The sequence below is a fragment of the Burkholderia sp. HI2500 genome, from assembly GCF_002223055.1.
Taxonomy (GTDB): Bacteria; Pseudomonadota; Gammaproteobacteria; order Burkholderiales; family Burkholderiaceae; genus Burkholderia.
This window is the reverse complement of record NZ_NKFL01000004.1, coordinates 601,902-622,558: the sequence shown is the minus strand read 5'-3', so window position 1 is coordinate 622,558 and position 20,657 is coordinate 601,902. Positions and strand designations below refer to the sequence as shown.

Below are 20,657 nucleotides of genomic sequence, written 5' to 3'. Positions count from 1 at the left end.
GGGGTGTCCGCGGCGCGATACAATGCCGTCCATGACACGCAAAACCCGAATCCAGCCGATCGAGCATGCCGCCGAAGACGACGACAATGGCTACGATCGCCCCAGCAAATCCCAGTTGAAGCGCGAGATGCACGAGCTGCAGGTACTCGGCCAGGCACTCGTCGATCTGCCGAAAGACGCGCTGAAACGCATGCCGATGCCCGAAAGCCTCGGCGACGCCGTGCGCGAGGCGCGCCGGATCACCGATCACGAAGGCAAGCGCCGCCAGCTCCAGTACGTCGGCCGCGTGATGCGCTCGCTGACCGACGACGAGACGGCCGCGCTGCGCACCGCGCTCGACGCGCAGCGCGGCGTGAACAAGGCCGCGACGGCCCGCCTGCACTGGATCGAACGCACCCGCGAACAGTTGCTCGCGAGCGACGACGCGCTGACCGAATTCCTGCGCCAGCACCCGGAAGCCGACATCCAGGAAGGCCGCACGCTGATCCGCAACGCACGCAAGGAAGCGCAGCAAGGCAAGCCGCCGCGCTATTTCCGCGAGCTGTTCCAGTGGATCAAGACCGCCGGCGGCACGTCCCATGCGGACGACGAAGCGGCGGACGACGCCGGAGACGACCATGACGACGACGAAGCGTAACCACCCGGACGAGCTCGTCGTCGGCCTCGTGTCGATCAGCGACCGCGCAAGCACGGGGGTCTACGAAGACAAGGGCATTCCGGCGCTGCAGGAGTGGCTCGCCGGCGCGCTGGTGTCGCCGTGGCGCGCCGAAACGCGCCTGATCCAGGACGACGCGCCGACGATCTCCGCCACGCTCGCCGAACTCGTCGACGTCGCGGGGTGCGACCTCGTGCTGACGACGGGCGGCACGGGCCCGGCGCGCCGCGACGTGACGCCCGAGGCCACGCTGGCCGTGGCGACGAAGGAAATGCCGGGATTCGGCGAACAGATGCGGCAGATCAGCCTGAATTTCGTGCCGACCGCGATCCTGTCGCGGCAGGTCGCGGTGATCCGCGAGACGGCCGACCATGCGGCGCTGATCGTCAACCTGCCCGGCCAGCCGAAGTCGATCCGGGAAACGCTCGAAGGGCTGCGCGATGCCGACGGCAAGTCGACCGTGCCCGGCATCTTCGCCGCGGTGCCCTACTGCATCGACCTGATCGGCGGCCCGTACATCGAGACCGACGCCGCGGTGGTCGCGGCGTTCCGGCCGAAAAGCGCTCAGCGCGCACCGCGCTAAACGCGTGCCGGCCCGCTCAGGCGGCCGGCGCGGACTCGCCTGCCGAAGCCGACGCGGCCGGAATCAGGAAATGCTCGCGGTAGTACTTCAGCTCGTCGATCGACTCGTGGATGTCCGCGAGCGCCGTGTGCATCGCCCGCTTCTGGAAACCCTTGTAGATCGCGGGCTGCCAACGGCGGCACAGCTCCTTGAGCGTGCTGACGTCGAGGTTGCGGTAGTGGAAGAACCGCTCGAATTCGGGCATCCAGCGCGCCATGAAGCGGCGGTCCTGGCAGATCGAGTTGCCGCACATCGGCGACTTGCCGGGCGACACGTACTGCGCGAGGAAGGCCTGCAATTGCTCGGCGGCTTCCGCCTCGGTCACCGTCGACGCGCGCACGCGGTCGATCAGGCCCGAGCGGCCGTGCGTCGACTTGTTCCAGTCATCCATCTTCGCGAGCGTTTCGTCGCTCTGGTGGATCGCGAACACGGGGCCTTCGACGGCGATGTCGAGCGTGGAATTGGTCACGACGACCGCGATCTCGATGATGCGGTCGTTATCCGGGTCGAGGCCCGTCATCTCCATGTCGAGCCAGACGAGGTTCAACTCGTTGCGCACGAGCGCGGGCTGGCTGGCGGAAGCGGCGGTATCGGTCATGAGTCATCCTGGAAAATGGCGGACGGCGCGCGGCGCCGCCCGGGCGGCCGGCATCGCATCAGCGGGGCCGGTCCGCAAGAACATATAATTCTCGCATAGAACCCTTTGGCGCCTTCGATGTCACCCTTTTCGTTCACCCTGCTGTTCGCGCTCGCCGTGCTCGCGATGGTCGTCACCAAGCTGTGGCTCGCGTCGCGGCAAATCCGCTTCGTCGCGGCGCACCGTAACGACGTCCCCGCGCAGTTCAGCGCAACCATCCCGCTGACCGCCCACCAGCGCGCGGCCGACTATACGGTCGAGCGCACCCGGCTGACGATGCTCGAAATCGTCGTCAGCGCGGCCGTGCTGGTCGGTCTCACGCTGCTCGGCGGCGTCGGCGCGCTCGACACGCTGCTCACCGGCTGGATCGGCCGCGGCTACGGGCAGCAAGTCGCGCTCGTCGCGGCGGTGCTCGTGATCACGAGCGTCATCGACGTCCCGTTCGAGTATTACCGCCAGTTCGGGATCGAACAGCGTTTCGGCTTCAACCGGATGACGAAGCGGCTGTTCTTCACCGACATGCTGAAAAACTCGCTGCTCGGCGCCGCGCTCGGCCTGCCGCTGCTGTTCGTCGTGCTGTGGCTGATGAACCAGGCCGGCAGCCTGTGGTGGCTGTGGACCTGGATCGTCTGGGTCGCATTCCAGATGCTCGTGCTGCTGATCTACCCGACCTTCATCGCACCGATCTTCAACAAGTTCGAACCGCTGAAGGACGACGCGCTGCGCGCGCGCATCGAGTCGCTGATGAAGCGCTGCGGCTTTGCGGCGAAGGGGCTGTTCGTGATGGACGGCAGCCGCCGCTCCGCGCACGGCAACGCGTACTTCACGGGCTTCGGCGCATCGAAGCGGATCGTGTTCTTCGACACGCTGCTCGCGCGCCTGTCCGGCCAGGAAATCGAGGCCGTGCTCGCGCACGAACTCGGCCACTTCAAGCGCCGCCACGTGATGAAGCGGATGCTCGTGTCGTTCGTGCTGAGCCTCGTGCTGCTCGCGCTGCTCGGCTGGCTGGCGCAACGCACGTGGTTCTACACGGGGCTCGGCGTCACGCCATCGCTCGACACGAGCAACGCGGGCGCCGCACTCGTGCTGTTCTTCCTCGCGATTCCCGTGTTCCTGTTCTTCGCAACGCCGTTCGGCAGCCTCACGTCGCGCAAGCACGAATTCGAGGCCGACGCATTCGCGGCCAGCCAGACCGACGCGCAGGATCTCGTCAGCGCGCTCGTGAAGCTCTATGAGGACAACGCGTCGACGCTGACGCCCGACCCCGTCTACACGGCCTTCTACTACTCGCATCCGCCTGCGTCGCAGCGGATCGACCGCCTGATGCAGCACGCATGAGCCGGCCGACCTCCCGCAAGCCGGCCCCGCGCGCGTCGAATGCGCAACGGGTCGAAGGCCGCGTGATCGCGGCGCACGGGCGCCACTACATCGTCGCGCCCGACGACGGCGGCCCGATGCTGCAGTGCTTCCCGCGCGGCAAGAAGAGCGACATCGCAGTCGGCGACCGTGTCGTGTACGAACTCGCATCGGCCGACCAGGGCGTCATCGTCGAGATCGGCGAGCGGCGCAACCTGCTGTACCGTTCCGACCAGTTCAAGTCGAAGCTGTTCGCGGCCAACCTCGATCAATTGCTGATCGTGCTCGCGACCGAGCCCTACTTCAGCGAGGACCTGCTCGGCCGCGCGCTGATCGCCGCCGAGGCGAACGAGCTGAAGCCGCTCGTCGTGCTGAACAAGATCGACGTCGAAGCCGCGCTGCCGATCGCGCGCGAACGCCTCGCGCCCTACCGCGCCCTTGGCTACGACGTGCTCGAGCTGTCCGTGAAGGGCTCGCCCGACGACGCGCGCGCACAACTGATGCCGCACCTCGCCGGGCATTCGACGATCCTGCTCGGCCAGTCCGGGATGGGCAAGTCGACGCTCGTGAACCTGCTCGTTCCCGATGCCGAAGCCGCCACGCGCGAGATTTCGGCCGCACTCAACAGCGGCCGTCACACGACGACGTTCACGCGCCTCTACCCGTTGGCGGGCGGCGGCGCGCTGATCGATTCGCCGGGCTTCCAGGAATTCGGCCTCTACCACCTGACGGAAGGCCGTCTCGAGCGCGCCTTCCCGGAGTTCCGGCCGCTGCTGGCCGACTGCCGTTTCTATAATTGCCATCATCTGCACGAACCCGGCTGCGCGATTCTCGACGCTGTCGCCGACGGCCGCATCGCACCGTCGCGGCATGCGCTGTATGCGCAGCTCGTGCACGAGGCGAGCCAGATCGTCCGCTGACCGCGCGGCACGCGCGCGGCGGGCAGCCGGTACCATGCGGGCCGGCGTTCACCGACAGGAGCCGCGATGCGTTTCAAGGCACCCGATCTCGCGACGGCGCAGCATTGGGCCAACGTGCTTCAGGTAGCCGGCATCGGTTGCGAGCTGCATAACTGCTACGCGACCGGCGCGCTCGGCGGCCTGCCCGCCGACGCCTGCACGCCCGAACTGTGGCTCGACGACGAACGCGACGACGCACTCGCACGCCGGCTCCTCGATGCCGCGTCGCACGGCCCGTCGGCCGGCGCCGCGCCGTGGCGCTGCCGACAGTGCGGTGAGGCGCTCGAAGCCCAGTTCACCGCGTGCTGGCAATGCGGCGCCGTGCGCGATCCGCTGGAAGACGACTGACCCACAGCAAGAAGGCCGGCTTCAAGCCGGCCTTCTGCCTTTCATCGGATACCGCACTGCCCCGTCACGACACCCAGACGGCGAGTGTCAGCATCAGCAGCAGAATCATCCACAGGATCACCGCACGCCAGACGAGACCCACCGCGGATTGCAGCGTACGCGGCGTGCAATCGTCACCGACCGTCAACGGGCCGCTGTCGCCGACGGCCAGCGCATCGAGGCTCGACGGTTCCGCGAGCGGCCCCGCGAGGCGTGCGCCGAGCGCACCGCTGCCGGCTGCCAGCAGGACGCCATCGTTCGGATCGGGCCATTGGCGCGTGTGGTTGCGCCACGCATAGATCGCGTCCTCGAAATTGCCGACGATCGCGAAGCCGAGCGCGGTCAATCGCGCGGGAATCCAGTCGATCACGAAGAACGCACGCTGCGCGAACGTCGAGAAGGCCGCCGTGCGGTCGTCGCCCGGCGTCGACCAGCTGCGTGCGAGGTATTCGGAAATCCGGTACAGCACGGCACCGGCCGGGCCGATCGGCAGCACATACCAGAAGAACACGCCGAACACGTGGCGATGCGATGCGACCACGGCGTGAATCAGCGTATGGCGGACGATTTCGCCGACCGGCATGTCGACCGTGTCGATGCCCGTCCACTCGTGCAGGATTTCGCGCGCACGCGGCACGTCGTCGTTATTGAGCGCGAGGTGGATGTCGGTGAAGTAATGGCTGAACTGACGGAAGCCGAGCGTGAAATACACGACGACGACGTTCCAGATGAATGCGAGCACGAAGCTCACCTTGAACAGCAGGAAATAGATCAGCGCGACGATCAGCACCCACGGCAGCACGACCGCGAGCCAGGCGAGGATGCCGTGCTTCTGCTTGCCCGCGTCGAGACCATGCGCGACGGTTTCCGCATGAAACTGGAACAGCGCGAACACCGGATTGTTCGGCGACAACGCGCGGACCTGTTCGATGATGAGAGCGAGGAGAACCGAAAAGAAAGTCATGCGTGGCGCCGTCTTCGGAGTTATGTCATTTTTTGCATAACGATAGCACAGCGTAAGCACCGGATGGCTGCCGGTGCAGCCGCCCGCCAGCCGGCCACGCACGCCGACAACCGTGCACGCCTAGCCGGCGGCCAAGAAGCGGTACAGATTGCGCAACATGCCGGCAGTTGCGCCCCAGATGAAGTAATGCCCGCCGGGTTCGCCATTCGGATAGGGCATCGCAAAAAAACGACGCTCGCCGCCTTCCCAGCGGAACACACGGACCTGATGGTTGGCGGGATTCATCAGGAACGCGAGCGGAACCTCGAAAATCTCGGCCACTTCGAACGTGTCGGCCTGCACGGTGAACGGCGGATGTACGAGGCCGACCACCGGTGTCACGCAAAAGCCCGTACCAGTCAGGTAGTCGGGCAGCGCGCCGAGGATCTCGACACGCTCGTCTGCCAGACCGATCTCTTCCTTCGCCTCGCGCAACGCGGTGGCGGTTGCATCGCGATCGAACGGTTCGCGACGACCGCCGGGGAAGCTGATCTGCCCGGCGTGGTCGTTCAGGTGGTCGGCGCGCTGGGTCAGCAGCATGGTGAGGCCGGACTCACGGACGACGAGCGGCACGAGGACGGCCGCGCTGCGTGGATCGACGCCCTCCTGCAGCCTCGCCTCGCCGGGCTCGACGCTCCATTCGAGCGTGCGCGCGAAACGGTCGCGCAGGCCGGACGGCGTCATCAGGCGGGAATCGATGGCCGGCAGGCCGGCGCCGGTGCCTTCGACCGGCAGGACTTCGGGATCGATGATGGGGCGGCGATTCAATGGGGCTCTCGGGTTCGTGTCGTATCGAGCATATTCTCGCGCCAGAATGAAAAAAGCACCCGGTTGGGTGCTTTTTCCTTACAGCTCTTACTCTTGGGAAGCTGCTGCGGCGCGATCCTTCGACACCAGCTTTTCCTTGATACGAGCCGACTTGCCCGAACGCTCGCGCAGGTAGTACAGCTTCGCACGACGCACATCACCGCGGCGCTTCACGACGATGCTTGCCAGCAGCGGCGAGTACGTCTGGAACGTACGCTCGACGCCTTCGCCCGACGAGATCTTGCGGACGATGAAGTTCGAGTTCAGACCACGATTGCGAATCGCGATCACGACGCCTTCGTAAGCCTGAACGCGCTTGCGGTTACCTTCAACCACGTTCACGTTCACGATCACCGTGTCGCCCGGGGCGAATTCGGGGATCGTCTTGCCGGCGAGCGCGCGCTCGATTTCTTCCTGCTCAAGTTTTGCGATCAGATTCATTACTGACTCCTTATGCCATCGTGTCGGCGTTCACACCCGCCTGCTTCCAGGCCTGGCCCCGATAGAGGATGGATTCACATCAGGCGCCGCACACGCATGTACGGCACCGCCAATTCCCGCTCGCGCAGCCGCCTCAGGAGGCGTCCTTCGCTTCGCGTGCGAGGTTCGCGAGCCACGCCTCGTCGGCGCGGCTCAACAACTTCTCGCGGCGCGCCCGGACGATCAGGTCCGGCCGCTTCCGCAGCGTATTCCTCAATGCTTCCTGGCGCCGCCACTTCTCGATCTCGGCATGATGCCCGCCGAGCAGCACGTCCGGTACGCGCACGCCGTCGTATTCCTCGGGGCGCGTGTAGTGCGGACAATCGAGCAGGCCGTCAGCGAAACTGTCCTGCACGGCCGACAGCGAATCGTTCAGCACACCAGGCAGCAATCGTACGACAGCATCCATCATCGCCATCGCCGGCAATTCTCCGCCGGACAGGACGAAATCGCCGAGGCTGATTTCCTCGTCGACGCAACGATCGAGCAGGCGCTGGTCGATCGCTTCGTAGCGGCCGCACAGCACGACGACACCGGGTTCCTGCGCCATCCGCACCGCACGATCGTGCGTGAGCGGCGCGCCCTGCGGCGACATCATCACGACACGCGTGCTCGCGATGCCCTGCTCCGCCTGCGCCGCTTTCGCGGCATCGATTGCGGCTTCGAGCGGCCTGGCCAGCATCACCATGCCCGGACCACCGCCGTACGGACGATCGTCGACCGTGCGGTAGTTGTCCGTCGTGAAATCACGCGGATTCCAGGTGCGCAGCCCGAAGCGCCCTTGCTTGACGGCCCGGCTGGTGATCCCCCAGTCGGTCAGTGCACGGAACATCTCGGGAAAGAGCGTGACGACGTCGAACTGCACCGCGCTCTCGGTAACCTGGTTCATTTCAGTAATCGGCTTCCCAGTCGACGACGATACGACGTGCCGCCTGATCCACCGTTTTGACGTATACGCCGACGAACGGAATCAACCGCTCGTCGGTGGTCGGCTGACCGTCTTTGCCGGTCGCCGGATACTCGACACGCATGATCGAATGCACGCCATTGTCGATCATCCCGCTCACCTTCCCGAGTGCCACCGATTGCTCGTTGACGACGTCGAGACCGATCAGGTCGACCCAATAGAATTCGTCCGCGGCCAATGCCGGGAAATCTTCCCGGCGCACGAACACGCGAAAGCCGCGCATCGCGTACGCGGCATCGCGGTCGCTGACGCCCGCGGGTTGCGCAACGACGGTGTCGCTGTGCGCCTTCGACTGCACGATGCGGACGGAAAGCCGCTCCGCTCCGCGTTCCAGCCACCAGTGGCGCGCCTTGAGCAGCGCATCGCCGCCGCGGCCGGCGTCGGCATGCGTCGCCACCTTGACCCAACCCTTCAGGCCATAGGCGTCGACCACCGCTCCGACCTCGACGGCATCGTCGGGCCAGGCTTGCGCCACTTCGAGACTGCCCTGCTGCTCGGCAGCCTGACCGGCGTTCGCGACAGCGTCGCGCTCGACCGGCTTGCGGACGAATGCGCCAAACGACGCACGCCCGCGCCTTGCATTACCGGAATCGTGACCCGCCATCAATGCACCTCACAGCCGGCACGACCGGCACACCGTGCCATGTTAGGCAGCCGGTTGCGCCTTTTGCGCTTCCTTCACGAGACGCTGGACGGTCGGCGACAGTTGCGCGCCAACACCTTGCCAGTACGTCAGGCGATCCTGAGCGATACGCAGCGATTCGCCCTTCGTAGCGACCGGGTTGTAGAAACCGACGCGCTCGATGAAGCGGCCGTCACGACGGTTGCGCGAATCGGTAGCAACGATGTTGTAGAACGGGCGCTTCTTCGAGCCGCCACGAGCCAGACGGATGATAACCATATGATGTCCTTCGGGAAAACCGGGTTCGAAACTACTGAAACACGCGATTATAGCCGGAAACCAGAGGTACAACAAACACTTACGCGGAAAAAATCCGGAGGCGGCCTGTCCGCCGGGCATACAATCGTCGTGTCCGGGACGTTCCACACCGTCATGCCGCCCCTTCGCGCCGCCTCGATGCGCCGCGCGCAGCACCGTTTCGCGGCGCTGCTCGCCGGCCTTGCCTGCCTCGCGTCCGCACTGGCGTTTGCCGCGCCGTTGCCGGTGGGCGAACTCGTCGTGCCGCCCGGCTTCCACGTCGAAGTGCTGGCCGACGCGGTACCGACCGCGCGCGAAATGGCGTGGTCGCCGCGCGGCATCCTGTATGTCGGCACGCGGGAAGGCCGCGTTCACGCGTTCGTCATGCACGAGGGCCGGATCAGCGCGCGCTATGTTGTAGCGTCCGGGCTCGACATGCCGGTCGGCGTCGCCTACCGTGGCGGCGCACTCTATATATCCGCCGTCTCACGCATCCTGCGTCTCGACCACATCGACGACCGGCTGGCCATGCCGCCCGCACCCGCCGTCGTCACCGACGCGCTGCCGACCGAACACCATCACGGCTGGAAATTCATCGCGTTCGGCCCCGACGGCAAGCTGTATGTACCGACCGGCGCACCGTGCAACGTCTGTCTCGCCGATCGCAGCCGCTACGCGATCATCGCACGCATGAAAGCGGACGGCAGCGGGAATGAGGTTGTTGCCCGCGGCGTACGCAATACGGTCGGCTTCGCGTGGCACCCGGATTCGGGCGAGCTTTGGTTTACTGACAACGGCCGCGACATGATGGGCGACGACGTGCCCGACGACAAGCTGAACCGCGCACCGCGTGCCGGCCTCGACTTCGGTTTCCCATACTGCCATGGCGGCGACACGCCCGACCCCGAATTCGGCAGCGCCGACGTATGCCGCCGCTATGTGCCGCCTGTATTGAAACTCGGCGCACACGTCGCAGCACTCGGCATGCGCTTCTATACAGGGTCGATGTTTCCGGCCTCGTATCGCAATAATGTCTTCATCGCCGAACACGGCTCGTGGAATCGCAGCACGAAGGTCGGCTACCGCGTGATGCGCGTCGTCGTTTCGGCGGATGGCAGCCAGGCGCGCCAGACTCCGTTTGTCACCGGCGGGCTGCGACCCGACGGCACGGTATGGGGACGCCCCGCCGACGTACTGCCGCTGCCGGACGGCTCGCTGCTCGTCAGCGACGACTATGCGGGCGCGATCTACCGCGTGACCTATGCGGCACCTTGACGCAGGACAGGGGTGACCGGGCCCGACCGGGCATCGTAGAATGCGTGCCGGGCCGCGCGCCCGCGCCGGCCCGCCGGCCGTCCATGCCAACGACAACACGCCGCCATCCATGTCCAGCAGCACCGCACCGTCCCGCCGCTTTCGCTCCAAGACGCTCACCGCCGCCCTCGCGTTCCTGTTCGGATCGCTCGGCGCGCACCGCTTCTATCTGTATGGCTTCCGCGACGTGTTCGGCTGGGCACACCTGCTCGCGACGATCGTCGGCATCCCGGGCTTCCTCCTGCTCGCCGCAACCCAGCGCAGCGCGGGCCTCGGCTGGTGGCTTGCCGTTCCCGGCGCGATCTCGCTGCTGGCAGCGTTTCTCGCCGCGCTCGTCTACGGGCTGCGCCCCGACGAAAAATGGGATGCGCAATTCAACGCAGAGACGGGCAAGCACAGCAAGTCGGGCTGGACCGTGATCTTCGTGGTGATCTTCTCGCTGCTGATCGGTGCATTCCTGCTGATGACCGCACTCGCGCTGTCGTTCCAGACGTACTTCGAGTCACAGGTCGAAGCAGCCAAGCAGATTTCGCAGTAAGCGTGACGGCCGCTACGCACCGGCGCCTTGCGCCGGTTTGGCACGCCGGTCAGAACAGGTTCAATTGCGTGTCGTCACGCGACTGCGTCGACCGCGTCGCGGCTGAACGAACAGCAATGCGCGGCGCCGCAGCAGCCGGCGCACCGCGAAACTGCGACAGATCGAGAATCCCGTTCGTGCGCTCGTTCAACCCGAGCCGCTTGACGGCCTGGCGGAAACGCTGCCGCAGCAGGTCGGCCCAGATCCCCTCGCCCTTCATCCGTTTCGAGAAATCCGAGTCGTAGTCCTTCCCGCCGCGCATGTCGCGCACGCGGTTCATCACGCGCTCCGCGCGATCGGGAAAATGCGCGGCAAGCCAGTTCTTGAACAGCGGCGCGACTTCCCACGGCAGCCTCAGGATGATGTAGCTCGCATGCGTCGCGCCGGCTTCCGCGCACGCCTCGAGCACGCGCTCCATGTCGGGCTCGGTGACGAACGGAATCATCGGGGCAATGCTCACGCCGACCGGCACACCCGCCTCGCTCAGCGCACGAATCGTACGCAACCGGCGCGCCGGCGTTGCCGCGCGCGGCTCGAGCGTGCGCGCGAGATCGGCATCGAGTGTCGTGATCGTGACCGCCGCCATCACCTGCCCGCGTTCGGCCATCGGTGCGAGCAGGTCGAGATCACGCTCGATCAGCGACGACTTCGTGATCGCGGCGAACGGCAACCCGCGATCGTGCATCACCTGGATCACGCTGCGCGTGATGCGCAGGTCGCGCTCGACCGGCTGGTAGGCGTCGGTGTTGACGCCGAGCGCGATCGGCTCCGGCACGTAGCGCTTGCGTGAAATCTCGCGCTCGAGCAGTTCGGCCGCATTGACCTTCGCATAGATGCGGCTTTCGAAATCGAGCCCCGGCGACAGGCCGAGATAACTGTGCGTCGGCCGCGCGAAGCAATAGATGCAACCGTGCTCGCAGCCGCGATACGGATTGAGCGATACGCTGAATGGAATGTCGGGTGACTGGTTGTGCGTCAGGATGCTCTTCGCACGCTCCTCGAAGACCTGCGTGCGCAGCGGCGCGGGGAAATCGGTATCGTCCGACTCGTGTGTCCAGCCGTCGTCGACCGCTTCGCGCTGCGCGATCTCGTATCGCCCCTGCAGGTTGTCGACCGCACCGCGCCCCTTGCGGGGCACGGGCGGCGCTATCGGAAATTCGTTGTCGGATCGATCGTCCATGTGCCCACCCATTCGCCTGCACCCAATACTGTATATTTATACAGTATTGGGTGCAGCATGCCAAGGGCGGGATAAAGGGCCCGACGGCCCGCCGCAGGCGCGTCAGTCACCCACCGCGATCGTCAGCGTCTCCTTGATTTCCTCCATCACGACATAGCTCTTCGACTGCACGGCGCCGGGCAGCTGCAGCAGGATGTCGCCGAGCAGCTTCCGGTAGTCGGCCATCTCGCCGATCCGCGCCTTGATCAGGTAGTCGAAATCGCCAGACACGAGATGACACTCGAGCACCTCGTCGATCTTCATCACTTCCCGGCGGAACTGCTCGAACATGTTGCCGCCCTTGTGGCCGAGCGTGATCTCGACGAACACCAGCAGCGCGGCATCCAGCTGGTGCGGGTCGACCCGCGCGTGATAGCCGGTGATCACGCCGTCCCGCTCCATGCGCCGCACGCGCTCGATACACGGCGTCACGGTCAGTCCAACCTGTTCCGCAAGGTCTTTCATCGCCATCCGGCCGTCGTCCTGGAGCAGTTTCAGGATGCGTCGGTCGAGCTTGTCGAGCGAGCGTACGGGCTGACGTTGCGTTCTCATTTGTTTATGCTGAAAACCTGAAAAATACGATAACAAAACCTACACATTCGACAATACCATAGCGCAAAAAACTAGATCAGCTAGAGGTTACACGGAGACGCAGGTGCGCCCGGCCTCGATCTGGTCCCTTCCATCTGGAGCAGCTATGCGAGTCGTCATTCTGGGCAGCGGTGTGGTGGGCGTGGCAAGCGCGTATTACCTCGCGCGCGCCGGCCATGAAGTCACGGTGATCGACCGGGAAGCCGGCCCAGCGCTGGAGACGAGCTTCGCGAACGCAGGCCAGATCTCCCCCGGCTATGCCGCGCCGTGGGCCGCACCCGGCGTGCCGCTGAAGGCCGTCAAGTGGATGTTCGAAAAGCACGCGCCGCTCGCGATCCGCCTCGACGGCACGCGCTTCCAGCTCCAGTGGATGTATCAGATGCTGCGCAACTGCACGGCCGAGCGCTACGCGGTCAACAAGGGCCGCATGGTTCGCCTCGCCGAATACAGCCGCGACTGCCTGCAGGCATTGCGCGCCGATACCGGCATCCAGTACGAAGGCCGAACAGGCGGCACGCTGCAACTGTTCCGCACGCAGCAGCAACTCGACGGCGCGGCGAAGGACATCGCCGTGCTTCAGGAAGCGAACGTGCCGTTCGAACTGTTGTCGCCGGCCGACCTGAAGAAAGCCGAACCGGCGCTTGCCGCCGTCTCGCACAAGCTGACGGGCGGCCTGCGCCTGCCGGGTGACGAAACGGGCGACTGCCAGCTGTTCACGACGCGCCTTGCCGCGCTCGCCGAATCGCTTGGCGTGAAGTTCCGCTACAACACGCCGATCGATGCGCTCGCGATCGCGGGCGGCAAGATCGCCGGCGTGCAGTGCGGCAGCGAAACGGTGCGCGCGGACGCGTACGTCGTCGCGCTCGGCTCGTACTCGACGAGCTTCATCTCGAACCTGATGAAGATCCCCGTCTATCCGCTGAAGGGCTATTCGATCACCGCGCCGATCGTCAACGAAGCGGCCGCGCCCGTGTCGACCGTGCTCGACGAGACCTACAAGATCGCGATCACGCGTTTCGACCAGCGCATCCGCGTCGGCGGCATGGCGGAAATCGTCGGCTTCGACAAGAAGCTGCGTGCCGCGCGCCGCGAAACGCTTGAAATGTGCGTGAACGACCTGTTCCCGGGCGGCGGCGACACGTCGAAGGCAACGTTCTGGACGGGCCTGCGCCCGATGACGCCGGACGGCACGCCGATCGTCGGCCGTACGCCGGTGTCGAACCTGTTCCTGAACACCGGCCACGGCACGCTCGGCTGGACGATGTCGTGCGGCTCGGGCCAGCTGCTCGCGGACCTGATCTCGGGCAAGATGCCCGCGATCCAGGCCGACGACCTGTCGGTGCATCGTTACCTGAAGGACGTGGCCGGCGAGACGCGCCCGGCGTACGCATAAGCCACAGCCCGCAGCCGTGCAAGCGGCCGGCATCAAAAAGAACGGCGCCCCTCGGGGCGCCTTTTCATTTCATCGAATCGCGTTGTCATGCCGGTCAGCGGCGTGATGGTTCATGAGGTGTCACCCTCTTCCCCCTCTGTCGATGGCGAAAAAAAGGGGCGCTCGTGGCGCCCCTCTTCTCGTGTGCTTACCGCCGAAGCGTCACACTGCTTTAGCCGAGCTCGGCTACGAGCTCCGGCACGAGCGCGAACAGATCGCCGACGAGGCCGTAATCGGCCACGCTGAAGATCGGTGCTTCCGGATCCTTGTTGATCGCGACGATCACCTTCGAATCCTTCATGCCGGCCAGGTGCTGGATCGCACCGGAGATGCCGACCGCGATGTACAGCTGCGGTGCGACGATCTTGCCGGTCTGGCCGACCTGGTAGTCGTTCGGCACGTAGCCTGCGTCCACTGCCGCGCGCGAGGCGCCCAGTGCTGCCGACAGCTTGTCCGCCAGCGGCTCCAGCACCTTCGTGTAGTTCTCGCCGCTGCCCAGACCGCGGCCGCCCGACACGATGATGCTTGCGCTCGTCAGTTCCGGACGGTCCAGCTTCGTCACTTCACGGCTCACGAACTGCGACTTGCCTGCATCAGCTGCCGCTTCGATCTTCTCGACCGATGCGCTGCCGCCTTCCGCTGCCACCGGATCGAAACCCGTTGCACGCACCGTGATGACCTTGATCGGATCGCTCGACTGCACCGTCGCGATCGCGTTGCCCGCGTAGATCGGGCGCTCGAACGTGTCGGCCGAATCGACTGCCGTGATGTCCGAGATCTGCGCGACGTCCAGCTTCGCGGCGATGCGCGGCGCGATGTTCTTGCCGTAGGCCGTCGCCGGCGCGAGGATGTGCGAGTAATCCTTCGCGATGTTCAGCGCGGTCGCTTCGACGTTTTCCGCGAGGCCCGCTTCGAGTTGCGGCGCGTCGGCCAGGAGTACCTTCGACACACCAGCGATCTTCGCTGCTGCATCCGCGGCCGCTTGCGCATTGTGGCCCGCGACCAGCACGTGAATGTCGCCGCCGATCTTCGCTGCCGCCGCCACCGTGTTCAGCGTCGCGGCCTTGATCGACGCGTTATCGTGTTCTGCAATCACCAGAATCGTCATTTCTTTCCGCTCCCTCTTACAGCACCTTGGCTTCGGTCTTCAGCTTCTCGACCAGCGTCTTCACGTCCGGCACCTTCACGCCGGCCGCGCGCTTCGGCGGCTCGACCACCTTCAGCGTCTTCAGACGCGGCGCGACGTCGACACCCAGGTCTTCCGGCTTCACGGTTTCCAGCGGCTTCTTCTTCGCCTTCATGATGTTCGGCAGCGTCACGTAACGCGGCTCGTTCAGGCGCAGGTCGGTCGTGATCACGGCCGGCAGCGTCAGCGACAGCGTTTCCGCACCGCCATCGACTTCGCGTGCAACCGTTGCTTTACCGTCAGCCACCGTGACTTTCGATGCGAACGTCGCTTGCGGGAGGCCTGCCAGCGCAGCCAGCATCTGGCCCGTCTGGTTCGAATCGTCGTCGATTGCCTGCTTGCCGAGGATCACCAGTTGCGGCTGTTCCTTGTCGACCAGCGCCTTCAGGATCTTCGCGACGCCCAGCGGCTCGACGCTGTCGTTCGACTCGACGAGGATCGCGCGATCCGCGCCGATCGCCAGCGCCGTACGCAGCGTTTCCTGCGCTTGCGCGACGCCTACCGATACGGCGATCACTTCGGTCGCCACGCCCGCTTCCTTCAGGCGCACGGCTTCTTCAACCGCGATTTCGTCGAACGGGTTCATCGACATCTTCACGTTCGCGATGTCGACGCCCGTGTTGTCCGACTTCACGCGGACCTTCACGTTGTAATCGACCACTCTTTTCACTGGCACCAGGATTTTCATGCACACGCTCCAAAGTTACGAATACGACCAGAGGCCATTCTATAGCGAGGCCTCATGACTGCGCGGCCAAGCGGACCCAACCTTCGTGGTTGTCGAGGATACCGCTTCTTGGCGACGCGCCAATGATAGCGAACGGTCGTTCTATTTTAAAAGAGAAAAAACCCGGACGCAAAGCCCGGGTTTTCGATCATCGACTCTAATCTCGCCGGGCGTCCCGTGCTTCGCCTGTTACCAGGCGGCAATGACCGCGCCGCCGAACTTGCCTTCGATGAACTGCTTCACCTCGGCCGAATGGTAGGCCGCGACCAGTTTCGCGACCCACGGCTTGTTCCGGTCCGCCTCGCGGATCGCGAGGATGTTCGCGTACGGCCCGTTCGGGCCCTCGATCGCGATCGCGTCCTGTTTCGGTTTCAACCCCGCTTCCATCGCGTAGTTGGTATTGATCGCAGCCGCGTCGACGTCACCGAGCGAGCGCGGAATCTGCGCCGCATCGAGTTCGACGATCTTCAGCTTGCGCGGATTGTCGACGATATCGAGCGGCGTCGCCTTCAGCCCCGCGTCCGCGCGCAGCTTCAGCAGGCCCTGCTTCTGCAGCAACAGCAGCGCACGGCCGCCATTGGTCGGATCGTTCGGGACCGCGATGCGTGCGCCCGGCTTCAGTTCTGCCAGCGACTTCACGCGCTTCGAATAGATGCCCATCGGAAACGTGACGGTATCCGCAACCTTGACCAGCTTATAGCCGCGATCCTTCACCTGCGCCTGCAGATACGGATCGTGCTGGTAGCTGTTCGCATCGAGGTCGCCCGACGCAAGCGCGGCGTTCGGCTGCACGTAATCGGAGAATTCGACGATGCGGATGTCGAGGCCGCTCTTCGCCGCGACCTTCTTCACCGCTTCCATGATCTGCGCGTGCGGCCCGCCCGTCACGCCCACCTTGATGGTTTCGGCCTGCGCTTGCGCGCCCGCGAACAGCGCGGCCGCGCCCAGTGCCGCCGCGAATTTCAGCATGAAGCGTCGTTGCATCGAGAGTCCCCTGACGGATCAATCTTGTTTTACTTGTGGCTCAGCCGGCGGACGAGCCAGTCGCCGAACGACTGCACGATCTGCACGAACACGATCAGGATCGCGACCACCGTCCACATCACTTCGGGCAGATAGCGCTGGTAACCATAGCGGATCCCGAGATCGCCGAGGCCGCCACCGCCAATCGCGCCCGCCATCGCCGAATAGCCGACCAGCGACACGAACGTGATCGTCAGGCCCGCGACGACGCCCGGCAGCGACTCGGGCAGCAGCACCTTGAAGACGATCTGCGACGTGGTCGCGCCCATCGATTGCGCAGCCTCGATCAGCCCGCGGTCGACTTCGCGCAACGCCGTCTCGACGAGACGCGCGATGAACGGCGCGGCCGCGAGCGTCAGCGGCACGACCGCCGCGGCCGTGCCGATCGACGACCCCGTAACGAGCCGCGTAAACGGAATCACCGCGACCAGCAGGATGATGAACGGCGTCGAGCGGACGGCATTCACGATGCCGCCGAGCACGCGATTCACCGCGAGATTCTGCAGCACGCCCTGGCGGTCGGTCAGGTAGAGCAGCACGCCGAGCGGCAGGCCGACGAGCGCGCCGACCACTCCGGAGATGCCGACCATGATCAGCGTCTCCCAGAACGACTGCACGAACATATCGAACATCTCACTCAACATACGAAAGCTCCTCTACCACCACACCTTGCTCGCGCAGGAACGCGAGCGCCTGCCCGACCTTGCCCGGCTCGCCGCCAGCGAGGACCGCGAGCGAACCGAATGCCTGCCCCTGGATCTCGTCGATCTGGCCATGCAGGATGTTGAAATCGAGTTCGTACCGGCGAATCGTCTCCGACAGGATCGGCTGGTCGACACCCGAGCCCGTGAACGCGAGCCGCAGCAAATGCCCGCTGCCCGTCTTCAGCCGCTCGGCCACGCGCACCTTCAGCGCGGGCGGCAATTCCTGCGCGATCACGTCGCCGATCAGCGCGCGCGTCACTTCGTGATGCGGCTGCAGGAACACGTCGATCACGCGGCCCTCCTCGACCACGCGCCCCGCATCGAGCACCGCGACGCGATCGCACACCTGCTTGATCACTTCCATCTGGTGCGTGATCAGCACGATCGTCAGGCCGAGCTCACGGTTGATGCGCTTCAGCAGGTCGAGGATCGAGCGCGTGGTCTCGGGATCGAGCGCGGACGTCGCTTCGTCCGACAGCAGCACCTTCGGCCGGCTCGCGAGCGCGCGGGCGATGCCGACGCGCTGCTTCTGCCCGCCGCTGATCTGCGACGGATAGCGATCCTTCTGCGCGGACAGCCCGACGAGGTCGAGCAGCGGCAGCACGGCGGCCTCGATCTCGGCACGGCTTGCGCCGGCCAGTTCGAGCGACAGCGCGACGTTGTCGAACACCGTGCGCGACGACAGCAGGTTGAAGTGCTGGAAGATCATGCCGATCTCGCGGCGCGCCTCGCGCAGCGCGCCGGCCGGCAGCAGCGTGAGATCGCGCCCGCCGACGACGACATTGCCTTCGGTCGGCCGCGTGAGCAGGTTGATGGTGCGCACGAGCGTGCTCTTGCCGGCGCCGCTTCGGCCGATGATGCCGAACACCTCACCCTGCGGAATCGTCAGGTTGATGTTGCGCAGCGCCTCGACCCAGCCACCCGGCCCGGGAAATCGCTGCGAAAGATTGCGTAATTCGATCATGTAAACAAAACGGCGGCCCGGCTGGCGAGTTGGCCCGCCAGTCGGCCGCCGATGCATCTGGAATAACCGTCGATTTTACCGCAAACCCCTCATTCCCCTTAATAATCGATTTCGATCTTTTCATAACCGCACGAAATTAGAGGAGCACCGCTGGCGCGCCGCGACGGTGCCGCGACTATGATCCGGAACACACATGCCAACTAACAGGGGACACGCCAGATGACCGCCACCACTACGCCGGCCGCCGCACCCGCCACCGCCGGACCGGCGCCTTCGTCGCCGCCCGCGCCGACCATGGGCCGGCTGCGTACCGCGGACGGGCTCGAACTGGCATCGTACCGGTGGGCCGCCGGCGACGGCTCCACGCCGCCGCGCGCGACGATCGCGCTCGTTCACGGTCTTGCCGAACACGCGGGGCGCTATGCCGCACTCGCCGGCCGGCTGAATGCGGCCGGCATCGACGTGCTCGCGATCGACCTGCGCGGGCACGGCCAGTCACCCGGCAAGCGCGCGTGGGTCGAGCGCTTCGACGGCTACCTGAACGATGCGGATGCGCTGGTCGCCGAAGCGGCGCGCGGCAATTCGCCGCTATTCCTGATGGGGCACAGCATGGGTGGCGCGGTCGCGGCGCTGTACGCGATCGAACGCGCGCCGACGCGCGGCCACGCGTTGACAGGCCTCGTGCTGTCGAGCCCGGCGCTCGCGCCGGGGCGCGACGTGCCACGCTGGATGCTCGCGGTGAGCCGCGTCATCAGCCGCGTCTGGCCGACCTTCCCCGCCATCAGGATCGATGCAGCACTGCTGTCGCGCGATCCGGCCATCGTCGCGGCCAATCGTGCTGATCCGCTCGTGCATCACGGCGCGGTGCCCGCGCGCACTGGCGCGGAGATTCTCGACGCGATGGCGCGCATCGAAAGCGGCCGCGGCGGGCTGCGCGTTCCGGTGCTCATCTATCACGGGACCGAGGACAAGCTGACCGAGCCCGACGGCAGCCGGGCGTTCGGCACGCGCGTCGGCTCGCCCGATCGCACGCTGACGCTATACGAAGGCGGCTTTCACGAAACGATGAACGATCTCGAACGCGATCGCGTGATCGACGCGTTGATCGCGTGGATTCACGCACGCGTGCCGGCGCGCTGAGCGCGCCCGGCCCGGCCGGTCAATCGGCAATCAGATCCCGGCCAGTACGCGCAGGTGTGCGACGACGCTGCGCCCGAGCGCTGACAGGTTGTAGCCGCCTTCGAGGCAGCTCACGATGCGGCCCTGCGCATGCCGGCGCGCCACGTCGACGATCTGCGCGGTCAGCCATTCGAAGTCGGCTTCGACGAGGCCGAGGTTGCCGATATCGTCCTCGCGATGCGCATCGAAACCCGCCGACACGAACAGCATCTGCGGCTTGAACGCATCGAGGCGCGGCAGCCAGAACATGTCGACGGCTTCGCGGATCGCCATCCCGTTGCTGCGCGCGGGCATCGGCAGGTTGACCATGTTCGGCGCCTGGTGATCGGCGCCCGAGAACGGGTACAGCGGATGCTGGAAGAAGCTGCACATCAGCACGCGCTCGTCATTCGCGAATGCGGCCTCGGTGCCGTTGCCGTGATGCACGTCGAAATCGATGATCGCCACGCGCTCCAGACCGTGTACGTCGAGCGCATGCCGCGCGGCGATCGCGACGTTGTTGAAGAAGCAGAAACCCATCGCACGCGCGGGCTCCGCATGGTGGCCAGGCGGGCGCACGCCGCAGAACGCATTCGCATAGCGGCCTTCGATCACCGCGTCGGTCGCCGCGATCGCGGCACCGGCCGCGCGCAGGGCTGCACGCCACGTATCGCGGTTCATCAGCGTATCGGGATCGATCTCGACGTAACCGTCGACCGGCGTCATGCTCCGGATGTAGTCGATGTGCGCCTGCGTATGCACCCGGCCCAACGCGACCTCGCTCGCGAACGGCGCGGTTTCGTGCACGATCAGGTCGTCGATGCGGCTCGCGATCAGTTGGTCCTGGATCGCCGACAGGCGGGCCGGGCATTCCGGATGCCATTCCCCCATCTCGTGCAGCATGCAGTCGGGGTGCGTATAGAAAGCGGTTGCCATAAGCTGTCATCCGCGGCGCACGGTGCGCCGCAGG

General features: G+C 65.7%; 24 protein-coding genes. 9 read left to right on the top strand and 15 right to left on the bottom strand.

Annotated elements, in window-relative coordinates; translation table 11 throughout:
• The first annotated feature begins 31 nt into the window (after positions 1-31).
• Both yjgA and mog read left to right on the top strand, forming a co-directional pair.
• A complete protein-coding gene (gene yjgA, locus CFB45_RS05485) occupies positions 32-637 on the top strand; it encodes a ribosome biogenesis factor YjgA (protein WP_272482667.1) in 606 nt (201 codons plus the stop codon).
• Positions 618-1,238: a molybdopterin adenylyltransferase gene (gene mog, locus CFB45_RS05480; RefSeq protein ID WP_011351366.1), complete on the top strand. Its 621-nt coding sequence runs from the start codon at positions 618-620 to the stop codon at positions 1,236-1,238. Before yjgA ends, mog begins: the two co-directional genes overlap by 20 nt.
• A gap of 16 nt (positions 1,239-1,254) precedes the next feature.
• Here the strand turns inward: mog and orn are convergent, their stop codons facing one another.
• Positions 1,255-1,875: an oligoribonuclease gene (gene orn, locus CFB45_RS05475; RefSeq protein ID WP_046545212.1), complete on the bottom strand. Its 621-nt coding sequence runs from the start codon at positions 1,873-1,875 to the stop codon at positions 1,255-1,257.
• Positions 1,876-1,992: 117 nt separating this feature from the next.
• Between orn and CFB45_RS05470 the strand changes: the two genes are divergently transcribed.
• From CFB45_RS05470 to CFB45_RS05460, 3 genes are all read left to right on the top strand, one after another.
• Complete coding sequence (locus CFB45_RS05470; RefSeq protein WP_089424819.1) at positions 1,993-3,252, top strand: M48 family metallopeptidase; 1,260 nt, start codon at positions 1,993-1,995, stop codon at positions 3,250-3,252.
• Positions 3,249-4,190: a ribosome small subunit-dependent GTPase A gene (gene rsgA, locus CFB45_RS05465; protein WP_089424818.1), complete on the top strand. Its 942-nt coding sequence runs from the start codon at positions 3,249-3,251 to the stop codon at positions 4,188-4,190. Before CFB45_RS05470 ends, rsgA begins: the two co-directional genes overlap by 4 nt.
• 66 nt (positions 4,191-4,256) lie before the next feature.
• The gene (locus tag CFB45_RS05460; RefSeq protein WP_089424817.1) at positions 4,257-4,577 is read left to right on the top strand and encodes a putative signal transducing protein; all 321 of its coding nucleotides are present in this window, start codon (positions 4,257-4,259) and stop codon (positions 4,575-4,577) included.
• Positions 4,578-4,641: 64 nt separating this feature from the next.
• On the opposite strand, the gene CFB45_RS05455 is transcribed toward CFB45_RS05460, so the two are convergent.
• The 6 genes from CFB45_RS05455 to rpsP form a co-directional block, all read right to left on the bottom strand.
• Complete coding sequence (locus tag CFB45_RS05455) at positions 4,642-5,580, bottom strand: CobD/CbiB family protein (RefSeq protein ID WP_011351361.1); 939 nt, start codon at positions 5,578-5,580, stop codon at positions 4,642-4,644.
• A gap of 120 nt (positions 5,581-5,700) precedes the next feature.
• A complete protein-coding gene (locus tag CFB45_RS05450; RefSeq protein WP_069247448.1) occupies positions 5,701-6,387 on the bottom strand; it encodes a CoA pyrophosphatase in 687 nt (228 codons plus the stop codon).
• 87 nt (positions 6,388-6,474) lie between these two features.
• Positions 6,475-6,867, bottom strand: coding sequence for a 50S ribosomal protein L19 (rplS, locus tag CFB45_RS05445; protein WP_006753174.1), 393 nt, complete (start codon positions 6,865-6,867; stop codon positions 6,475-6,477).
• A gap of 133 nt (positions 6,868-7,000) precedes the next feature.
• Positions 7,001-7,795: a tRNA (guanosine(37)-N1)-methyltransferase TrmD gene (gene trmD, locus CFB45_RS05440; RefSeq protein WP_006476548.1), complete on the bottom strand. Its 795-nt coding sequence runs from the start codon at positions 7,793-7,795 to the stop codon at positions 7,001-7,003.
• A 1-nt stretch (position 7,796) separates the two neighbouring features.
• Positions 7,797-8,477 carry a ribosome maturation factor RimM gene (gene rimM / locus CFB45_RS05435; protein ID WP_089424816.1) on the bottom strand — a complete coding sequence of 227 codons (681 nt, stop codon included), beginning with the start codon at positions 8,475-8,477 and terminating at the stop codon, positions 7,797-7,799.
• A gap of 42 nt (positions 8,478-8,519) precedes the next feature.
• A complete protein-coding gene (gene rpsP, locus CFB45_RS05430) occupies positions 8,520-8,774 on the bottom strand; it encodes a 30S ribosomal protein S16 (protein WP_006476550.1) in 255 nt (84 codons plus the stop codon).
• A gap of 153 nt (positions 8,775-8,927) precedes the next feature.
• Here rpsP and CFB45_RS05425 point away from each other — a divergent pair, with 153 nt between their 5' ends.
• The gene (locus CFB45_RS05425; RefSeq protein WP_089424815.1) at positions 8,928-10,067 is read left to right on the top strand and encodes a PQQ-dependent sugar dehydrogenase; all 1,140 of its coding nucleotides are present in this window, start codon (positions 8,928-8,930) and stop codon (positions 10,065-10,067) included.
• 109 nt (positions 10,068-10,176) lie between these two features.
• Positions 10,177-10,644: an NINE protein gene (locus tag CFB45_RS05420; RefSeq protein WP_039370986.1), complete on the top strand. Its 468-nt coding sequence runs from the start codon at positions 10,177-10,179 to the stop codon at positions 10,642-10,644.
• A 49-nt stretch (positions 10,645-10,693) separates the two neighbouring features.
• Here CFB45_RS05420 and CFB45_RS05415 read toward each other — a convergent pair whose 3' ends face one another.
• Positions 10,694-11,875: a PA0069 family radical SAM protein gene (locus CFB45_RS05415; protein ID WP_089424814.1), complete on the bottom strand. Its 1,182-nt coding sequence runs from the start codon at positions 11,873-11,875 to the stop codon at positions 10,694-10,696.
• 90 nt (positions 11,876-11,965) lie between these two features.
• Positions 11,966-12,454 (bottom strand): Lrp/AsnC ligand binding domain-containing protein, encoded by a 489-nt coding sequence (locus CFB45_RS05410; protein WP_011351353.1) that lies wholly within the window; start codon positions 12,452-12,454, stop codon positions 11,966-11,968.
• A 145-nt stretch (positions 12,455-12,599) separates the two neighbouring features.
• Between CFB45_RS05410 and CFB45_RS05405 the strand changes: the two genes are divergently transcribed.
• Positions 12,600-13,886: a D-amino acid dehydrogenase gene (locus tag CFB45_RS05405; RefSeq protein WP_089424813.1), complete on the top strand. Its 1,287-nt coding sequence runs from the start codon at positions 12,600-12,602 to the stop codon at positions 13,884-13,886.
• Positions 13,887-14,097: 211 nt separating this feature from the next.
• Here CFB45_RS05405 and CFB45_RS05400 read toward each other — a convergent pair whose 3' ends face one another.
• From CFB45_RS05400 to CFB45_RS05380, 5 genes are all read right to left on the bottom strand, one after another.
• The gene (locus tag CFB45_RS05400) at positions 14,098-15,033 is read right to left on the bottom strand and encodes an electron transfer flavoprotein subunit alpha/FixB family protein (protein WP_059666582.1); all 936 of its coding nucleotides are present in this window, start codon (positions 15,031-15,033) and stop codon (positions 14,098-14,100) included.
• 16 nt (positions 15,034-15,049) lie between these two features.
• Positions 15,050-15,799 carry an electron transfer flavoprotein subunit beta/FixA family protein gene (locus CFB45_RS05395; RefSeq protein ID WP_089424812.1) on the bottom strand — a complete coding sequence of 250 codons (750 nt, stop codon included), beginning with the start codon at positions 15,797-15,799 and terminating at the stop codon, positions 15,050-15,052.
• Between the two features lie 228 nt (positions 15,800-16,027).
• Complete coding sequence (locus CFB45_RS05390; protein ID WP_089424811.1) at positions 16,028-16,822, bottom strand: MetQ/NlpA family ABC transporter substrate-binding protein; 795 nt, start codon at positions 16,820-16,822, stop codon at positions 16,028-16,030.
• 29 nt (positions 16,823-16,851) lie between these two features.
• Positions 16,852-17,505: a methionine ABC transporter permease gene (locus tag CFB45_RS05385; RefSeq protein ID WP_011351347.1), complete on the bottom strand. Its 654-nt coding sequence runs from the start codon at positions 17,503-17,505 to the stop codon at positions 16,852-16,854.
• On the bottom strand, positions 17,495-18,529 hold the full coding sequence (locus tag CFB45_RS05380) for a methionine ABC transporter ATP-binding protein (RefSeq protein WP_089424810.1): 1,035 nt from the start codon (positions 18,527-18,529) through the stop codon (positions 17,495-17,497). Before CFB45_RS05380 ends, CFB45_RS05385 begins: the two co-directional genes overlap by 11 nt.
• Positions 18,530-18,748: 219 nt before the next feature.
• On the opposite strand from CFB45_RS05380, the gene CFB45_RS05375 reads away from it, so the two are divergent.
• The gene (locus CFB45_RS05375) at positions 18,749-19,669 is read left to right on the top strand and encodes an alpha/beta hydrolase (RefSeq protein WP_089424809.1); all 921 of its coding nucleotides are present in this window, start codon (positions 18,749-18,751) and stop codon (positions 19,667-19,669) included.
• A gap of 30 nt (positions 19,670-19,699) precedes the next feature.
• Here the strand turns inward: CFB45_RS05375 and CFB45_RS05370 are convergent, their stop codons facing one another.
• Entirely contained in the window at positions 19,700-20,623 is a 924-nt protein-coding gene (locus CFB45_RS05370; RefSeq protein ID WP_089424808.1) for a histone deacetylase family protein, read from the bottom strand.
• Positions 20,624-20,657: the final 34 nt, after the last annotated feature.

Excerpts from the sequence above, each read along its gene's own strand:
- yjgA (WP_272482667.1), top strand. The coding sequence starts at position 32 with ATGACACGCAAAACCCGAATCCAGCCGATCGAGCATGCCGCCGAAGAC.
- mog (WP_011351366.1), top strand. The coding sequence starts at position 618 with ATGACGACGACGAAGCGTAACCACCCGGACGAGCTCGTCGTCGGCCTC.
- orn (WP_046545212.1), bottom strand. The coding sequence starts at position 1,875 with ATGACCGATACCGCCGCTTCCGCCAGCCAGCCCGCGCTCGTGCGCAAC.
- CFB45_RS05470 (WP_089424819.1), top strand. The coding sequence starts at position 1,993 with ATGTCACCCTTTTCGTTCACCCTGCTGTTCGCGCTCGCCGTGCTCGCG.
- rsgA (WP_089424818.1), top strand. The coding sequence starts at position 3,249 with ATGAGCCGGCCGACCTCCCGCAAGCCGGCCCCGCGCGCGTCGAATGCG.
- CFB45_RS05460 (WP_089424817.1), top strand. The coding sequence starts at position 4,257 with ATGCGTTTCAAGGCACCCGATCTCGCGACGGCGCAGCATTGGGCCAAC.
- CFB45_RS05455 (WP_011351361.1), bottom strand. The coding sequence starts at position 5,580 with ATGACTTTCTTTTCGGTTCTCCTCGCTCTCATCATCGAACAGGTCCGC.
- rplS (WP_006753174.1), bottom strand. The coding sequence starts at position 6,867 with ATGAATCTGATCGCAAAACTTGAGCAGGAAGAAATCGAGCGCGCGCTC.
- trmD (WP_006476548.1), bottom strand. The coding sequence starts at position 7,795 with ATGAACCAGGTTACCGAGAGCGCGGTGCAGTTCGACGTCGTCACGCTC.
- rimM (WP_089424816.1), bottom strand. The coding sequence starts at position 8,477 with ATGGCGGGTCACGATTCCGGTAATGCAAGGCGCGGGCGTGCGTCGTTT.
- rpsP (WP_006476550.1), bottom strand. The coding sequence starts at position 8,774 with ATGGTTATCATCCGTCTGGCTCGTGGCGGCTCGAAGAAGCGCCCGTTC.
- CFB45_RS05425 (WP_089424815.1), top strand. The coding sequence starts at position 8,928 with ATGCCGCCCCTTCGCGCCGCCTCGATGCGCCGCGCGCAGCACCGTTTC.
- CFB45_RS05420 (WP_039370986.1), top strand. The coding sequence starts at position 10,177 with ATGTCCAGCAGCACCGCACCGTCCCGCCGCTTTCGCTCCAAGACGCTC.
- CFB45_RS05415 (WP_089424814.1), bottom strand. The coding sequence starts at position 11,875 with ATGGGTGGGCACATGGACGATCGATCCGACAACGAATTTCCGATAGCG.
- CFB45_RS05410 (WP_011351353.1), bottom strand. The coding sequence starts at position 12,454 with ATGAGAACGCAACGTCAGCCCGTACGCTCGCTCGACAAGCTCGACCGA.
- CFB45_RS05405 (WP_089424813.1), top strand. The coding sequence starts at position 12,600 with ATGCGAGTCGTCATTCTGGGCAGCGGTGTGGTGGGCGTGGCAAGCGCG.
- CFB45_RS05400 (WP_059666582.1), bottom strand. The coding sequence starts at position 15,033 with ATGACGATTCTGGTGATTGCAGAACACGATAACGCGTCGATCAAGGCC.
- CFB45_RS05395 (WP_089424812.1), bottom strand. The coding sequence starts at position 15,799 with ATGAAAATCCTGGTGCCAGTGAAAAGAGTGGTCGATTACAACGTGAAG.
- CFB45_RS05390 (WP_089424811.1), bottom strand. The coding sequence starts at position 16,822 with ATGCAACGACGCTTCATGCTGAAATTCGCGGCGGCACTGGGCGCGGCC.
- CFB45_RS05385 (WP_011351347.1), bottom strand. The coding sequence starts at position 17,505 with ATGTTGAGTGAGATGTTCGATATGTTCGTGCAGTCGTTCTGGGAGACG.
- CFB45_RS05380 (WP_089424810.1), bottom strand. The coding sequence starts at position 18,529 with ATGATCGAATTACGCAATCTTTCGCAGCGATTTCCCGGGCCGGGTGGC.
- CFB45_RS05375 (WP_089424809.1), top strand. The coding sequence starts at position 18,749 with ATGACCGCCACCACTACGCCGGCCGCCGCACCCGCCACCGCCGGACCG.
- CFB45_RS05370 (WP_089424808.1), bottom strand. The coding sequence starts at position 20,623 with ATGGCAACCGCTTTCTATACGCACCCCGACTGCATGCTGCACGAGATG.